Origin of the sequence: Methylobacterium sp. WL120 (genome assembly GCF_008039465.1) — a bacterium.
Lineage (GTDB): Bacteria > Pseudomonadota > Alphaproteobacteria > Rhizobiales > Beijerinckiaceae > Methylobacterium > Methylobacterium cerastii.
In genome coordinates, this window is sequence record NZ_VRUT01000254.1 from 1 (window position 1) to 4,228 (window position 4,228).

A 4,228-nucleotide genomic window follows, 5' to 3' on the forward strand; every position below is an offset into this window, starting at 1 on the left:
TTCATGCCAGCCTTCTCCGCTTGGCCGGCTGCGCTCGCCAGACCAGCTCCGCCGGCCAAGCTACCCGTGGCGGAGCGGCCCACCGTGCACTAACTTTACCCTTGGACCACCTCGTGGGGGCCGATCAGTCGAACATCGCGGCAAGGGCGTCGGCGCCACCGGCGGCCATGTCGGCATGGCGACCGGCAACAAGCGGGTCAACCGAGAGACCGGCGAACTCGAGCTCGAGGTCATCCAGGGCAACAGCGACAACAAGGTCAAGACCGAGTGGGAACGGGCGTCCAAGCTCGCGATCCGCCGCTCGACCGAGGCCGCCGCTGCCGTCCAGGCCGTGACGGAGAAGTCCACCGTGGCCGTCGAAGGCTTCAAGCCCGCACTGCCGCCTGGCCTGCCTAGCAACCTGCTCAAGCCGAAGACGAACGCCTTTGGGGGGACCGATGCGATGTCACCGGACGCTGCGGGCCTGGCCAGCACGGCACCGGCGCGCCCGACGCCTCAGGGTCTTGCGGACCAGGCCCGACCCGGTCTCAATGCGGGCGGTACCGGCTTCCAAAAGCAGGGTGGCGGCGGTCGCACGGGCGGCGACGTGCATATCCACAACACCATCCACGGTGCCGGCGAGAACCCGGAAGCCTTAGCGGGGAAAATCCAGAGACATGTGACCGAGGCGTGGTCGTACCGGTCGCACGACCTGGAGCCGGAGCTTACCTGATGAAGACGACGGGGCGGGCTTGGCGCTCGCCCCCGTGGTCTCGATGGCACTCTGAAGGAATGGCAGGACGCTCAGATCGACGTTTCTAGCTAAGTTTGCAAACCACCCGAAGGGGCTTCGCGCTATTGCAGCAACCCTCTTCATAAGGTAAGGAATAATCCTTACCTACGAACGATGGAGGATTCCATGGCTGCTACCCTTGTTCGTGAGCGCAGCAAGATCACGGCGAAAGGACAGACGACGGTTCCCAAGTCTGTGCGCCAAGCGCTCGGCGTGAGCTACGGCGGCGAAATCGCCTACGTCCTCGAAGAGGGCGGCCGGGTGAGCCTGCTTCGACCGGAGGAGGATATGGACCCGGTGATTGACGGGTTTCTGACGTTCCTGGCGCAGGACATGGCTCGCAACCCATCGCACCTTTCGGCCTTCCCTGCCGACCTTGCGGAACGCATGGCCGCGCTCACAGCCGGGATGCATGTCGATCTCAACGAGGAGATTGACGGAGCCGTGACGCTCTGAACCATGGTCATTAACGGCTGGACGATCCTCGCTCATCCCCTGCTGCTCGATCAGCTTGAGAGGGCCACGACTGCCGTTGAGACGGCCAAGACGGCCGATCCGAAGGGCTACCAGAACAGGGCGCAAGCGAAGTTCATCGCAATGCTTCGCAAGCTGCTCTTCGAAACGATCCCAGCCGATCCAACGCGGCAAGAGTATCGTCAAGGGGACACACTCGGTAAAACACGGAAACACTGGTTTCGAGCCAAATTTGGCAACGGCCGATTTCGCATTTTCTTCCGCTATGACAGTAAAACGCAGATAATTATATTCGCATGGGTGAACGACGAGAACACGTTGCGGGCTTACGGCTCCAAAACAGACGCTTATAACGTGTTCAAGGGGATGTTGGACAAAGGCAACCCGCCCGACGGCTGGAAGGCGTTGCACACGGCGGCCTCTACCGAGGCGGCCGTGGAGCAGCTGAAAAAAGCCAAAGCCAAGTAACTTCTTGAAGAAAAACCGAACAGCGGCCATCAAACAATGTCGGTTCCTGCCACAAGCAACTCGACTATCCTTGGTGCGGCGGCTGAGCACTACGTGATGTGCCAACTGTTGAGACGCGGGAAGATCGCCGCTCTTGCGCCAGCCGGTGTTCCAGACGCCGATATCATCGTTTCTGATCGGGTTGGTAGTGCACTAGCCGCCGTCCAGGTAAAAGCTCGTAGAGATATCGGCGCGGATGGCGGATGGCATATGAAGCAAAAGCACGAAAGTATGATCCGAGATCTACTTTTCTATTGCTTTGTGGATTTTGGAAAAACGCTAAACGACCCGCCTAAATGCTGGCTTTTGCCTAGCGCGGTTGTGGCGCAAGTTCTGACGGCATCCCACCAAGCTTGGCTCGCTGCACCTGGGAAAGACGGCCGAGCGCACAAGGATCACGACATGCGGCGCTTGCTGCCGTCGTATCCGTATTTAACTGATCCAGCCTTCGCCACTGGGTGGCTCGATCCGTTTCGCGACCGATGGGACATGGTGGCTCCTGTCCTCGATAGTGGGTCGACTCTTAGCGCAGGGGCGCCGCCAGCCTAGTGGTCGAAATCTGACGGATGGAACCCACGCCCTGGATCCGTTCCTGATGCTTTGCCGTAGTAGCGAACGACCGCTTACAGGCAGCTGGAGATGTTTCCGGCAACAGGGCTAAACTCGTAGACTATCGAGGTGCGCGTCGAGCGAAATGAAGTTCGACGCCGTTTCGCGCAGTTCCTTGCCAACGTGGCTCCAGAAAACGACGTCGACTTGGAACCCATCCTCGCGAAGCTGCTGAACAGCTGGCACGTAGTCGTTGTCGCCAGATACAATGGTGAAGATGTCACCCCGCTTAGCGTTGCGGTAGGCGTCGCGGGTGAGCGCTGCGACCAAGCCGGTATCGATCTTCTTTTCCTTGTTCGCGAAGTTGCGGTCGTGCGTCACCACCTCAAATCCAGCGCGCTTGGCAATATCCCAAATCGCATCGTTTTCGGGCGGGCGCGAGCCGAACAGCATAGCGCGAGCAGTCTCGGCCCTATTATCGCCAGCAACGAACTCATAGAGCTTACCGAAGCTCATGCGGTAGTCGTTATCGAGGATGCGATGCTGAACTGCGTCCCATATGTCGGGCGCGAGTCCCAACTTCACAGCGCTGACGCGCTTGCCCTCAATGAACACATTGGAATTGTCGACGTAGATCCAGTCGGCCATGCGCGTATCTCCCTATTGCTGAGATATGGGGAGCCAACAGTCGGTTACTAGGGCAGTGTCACAACGCGGAACATCTGCTTCCAGGTCAACCACCAAGGCCCAATTACCACCCATGGCAAACGTTCAAGGATGAGCACCGAGCGTCAGAATTTAAGCAATAAGCAGAGCGCTTCATGCTCCCGTACGCTTTAACGATCCAGCATTCTTTTGAAAATTACATTTAAAACATTCGGCTTGTATGTTACCGATATCATTCGTACCGCCGTGATAGACCGCAAGCTTGTGTCCTTTGGTCCAAACGGACTTATAGCGGGCGTCACGACGCGGAGGGATATCAGCCCAATGCTGCCCGCACACAGCGCAGGTCGGAGACGAAGCCAGCAACGCCTTCCACTGAGAAGCCGTGTGCTTTCCGCCGTTCGTCAAAAGCCGGGCAGCGCGGACCTTCCCCCGAGCATTGCGGCAATCCATACAACGTTTCCATTCATTAAATCGGCTACTACCGCATTTCGTACAGATCATAACCATGGTTGATCTCGCTCTCACGCTGTGAAGCGACTATCCCGTATGTGCGTGAACGCCATCCTCCAGATGGATCGTCCCTTCGCGTCGTAGACCTCGACGTGCCACGCCGACCAATCGGCCCGATCGTCACTACGCATGAGATCGAGAGCAATCCGCTCGGCGTGAAAGCGCATCAGAGCGTCCGACGGCAAGCGCTTGCCCCTGAGATCCGCCACGAGGCTCAGGCCATTGGTGCAATGGAAGCGGTAAAGCGGCGTCGGCATTGGCGTTCTACCCCGCGCTCCACATTGCTTCACCGCCCTTTCCCCGGGGCGTGGCCGTCGAAGTCGAAACACGGTCCCGCTCGCTGTCTGTTCCTTGTATGTTCTTGGACAACTCGGAGCCGCGATGCACCCCCAGCCCCATGAACCGCCTGTGGAGATCCGGCTGACCGAGGCCGAGACGATTGCGCTCGCCTATCGCCGTGCCGCCCGCGGCGACGCCTGGGCCGCGCTGGTCCAGGCGATCGAGGACGCGCTGTCCGATCTGGCAGAGGCCGAGCGCCGGTCGCTGCGGCGGGATCGGCTCGTCTCGCGTGGCTACGTTCGAGCCAACTTGCCAGGGACGGTCTCGTGAGCCCCTACGCGTGTTGATTTCCGCTGAGAGTTGACCCGGCGGAGCCGGAAGTTTCCATCGAGAAGTGACCCGTGTCTGAACCCACCCCTGGCTTTTTGGTCGGGGGGTCATGGAGTGATCGACATGGCGTTATTGAGT

Annotated in this window: 5 protein-coding genes; 4 read left to right on the forward strand and 1 reads right to left on the reverse strand. The window is 59.5% G+C overall.

The window, feature by feature from the left end; all coding sequences use genetic code 11:
- Nucleotides 1-175 precede the first annotated feature (175 nt).
- The 3 genes from FV229_RS25565 (at nucleotide 176) to FV229_RS25575 (ending at nucleotide 1,714) form a co-directional block, all read left to right on the forward strand.
- The gene (locus FV229_RS25565; RefSeq protein WP_147754616.1) at nucleotides 176-712 is read left to right on the forward strand and encodes a hypothetical protein; all 537 of its coding nucleotides are present in this window, start codon (nucleotides 176-178) and stop codon (nucleotides 710-712) included.
- Nucleotides 713-898: 186 nt separating this feature from the next.
- A complete protein-coding gene (locus tag FV229_RS25570; RefSeq protein ID WP_147754617.1) occupies nucleotides 899-1,228 on the forward strand; it encodes a type II toxin-antitoxin system PrlF family antitoxin in 330 nt (109 codons plus the stop codon).
- A 3-nt stretch (nucleotides 1,229-1,231) separates the two neighbouring features.
- A complete protein-coding gene (locus FV229_RS25575) occupies nucleotides 1,232-1,714 on the forward strand; it encodes a type II toxin-antitoxin system YhaV family toxin (protein ID WP_147754618.1) in 483 nt (160 codons plus the stop codon).
- Nucleotides 1,715-2,410: 696 nt separating this feature from the next.
- Here FV229_RS25575 and FV229_RS25585 read toward each other — a convergent pair.
- Complete coding sequence (locus FV229_RS25585) at nucleotides 2,411-2,950, reverse strand: NYN domain-containing protein (protein WP_147754620.1); 540 nt, start codon at nucleotides 2,948-2,950, stop codon at nucleotides 2,411-2,413.
- A 912-nt stretch (nucleotides 2,951-3,862) separates the two neighbouring features.
- Between FV229_RS25585 and FV229_RS25600 the strand changes: the two genes are divergently transcribed.
- Nucleotides 3,863-4,090: a hypothetical protein gene (locus FV229_RS25600; RefSeq protein WP_147754623.1), complete on the forward strand. Its 228-nt coding sequence runs from the start codon at nucleotides 3,863-3,865 to the stop codon at nucleotides 4,088-4,090.
- Nucleotides 4,091-4,228 lie beyond the last annotated feature (138 nt).

Excerpts from the sequence above, each read along its gene's own strand:
- FV229_RS25600 (WP_147754623.1), top strand. The coding sequence starts at position 3,863 with ATGCACCCCCAGCCCCATGAACCGCCTGTGGAGATCCGGCTGACCGAG.
- FV229_RS25570 (WP_147754617.1), top strand. The coding sequence starts at position 899 with ATGGCTGCTACCCTTGTTCGTGAGCGCAGCAAGATCACGGCGAAAGGA.
- FV229_RS25565 (WP_147754616.1), top strand. The coding sequence starts at position 176 with ATGGCGACCGGCAACAAGCGGGTCAACCGAGAGACCGGCGAACTCGAG.
- FV229_RS25585 (WP_147754620.1), bottom strand. The coding sequence starts at position 2,950 with ATGGCCGACTGGATCTACGTCGACAATTCCAATGTGTTCATTGAGGGC.
- FV229_RS25575 (WP_147754618.1), top strand. The coding sequence starts at position 1,232 with ATGGTCATTAACGGCTGGACGATCCTCGCTCATCCCCTGCTGCTCGAT.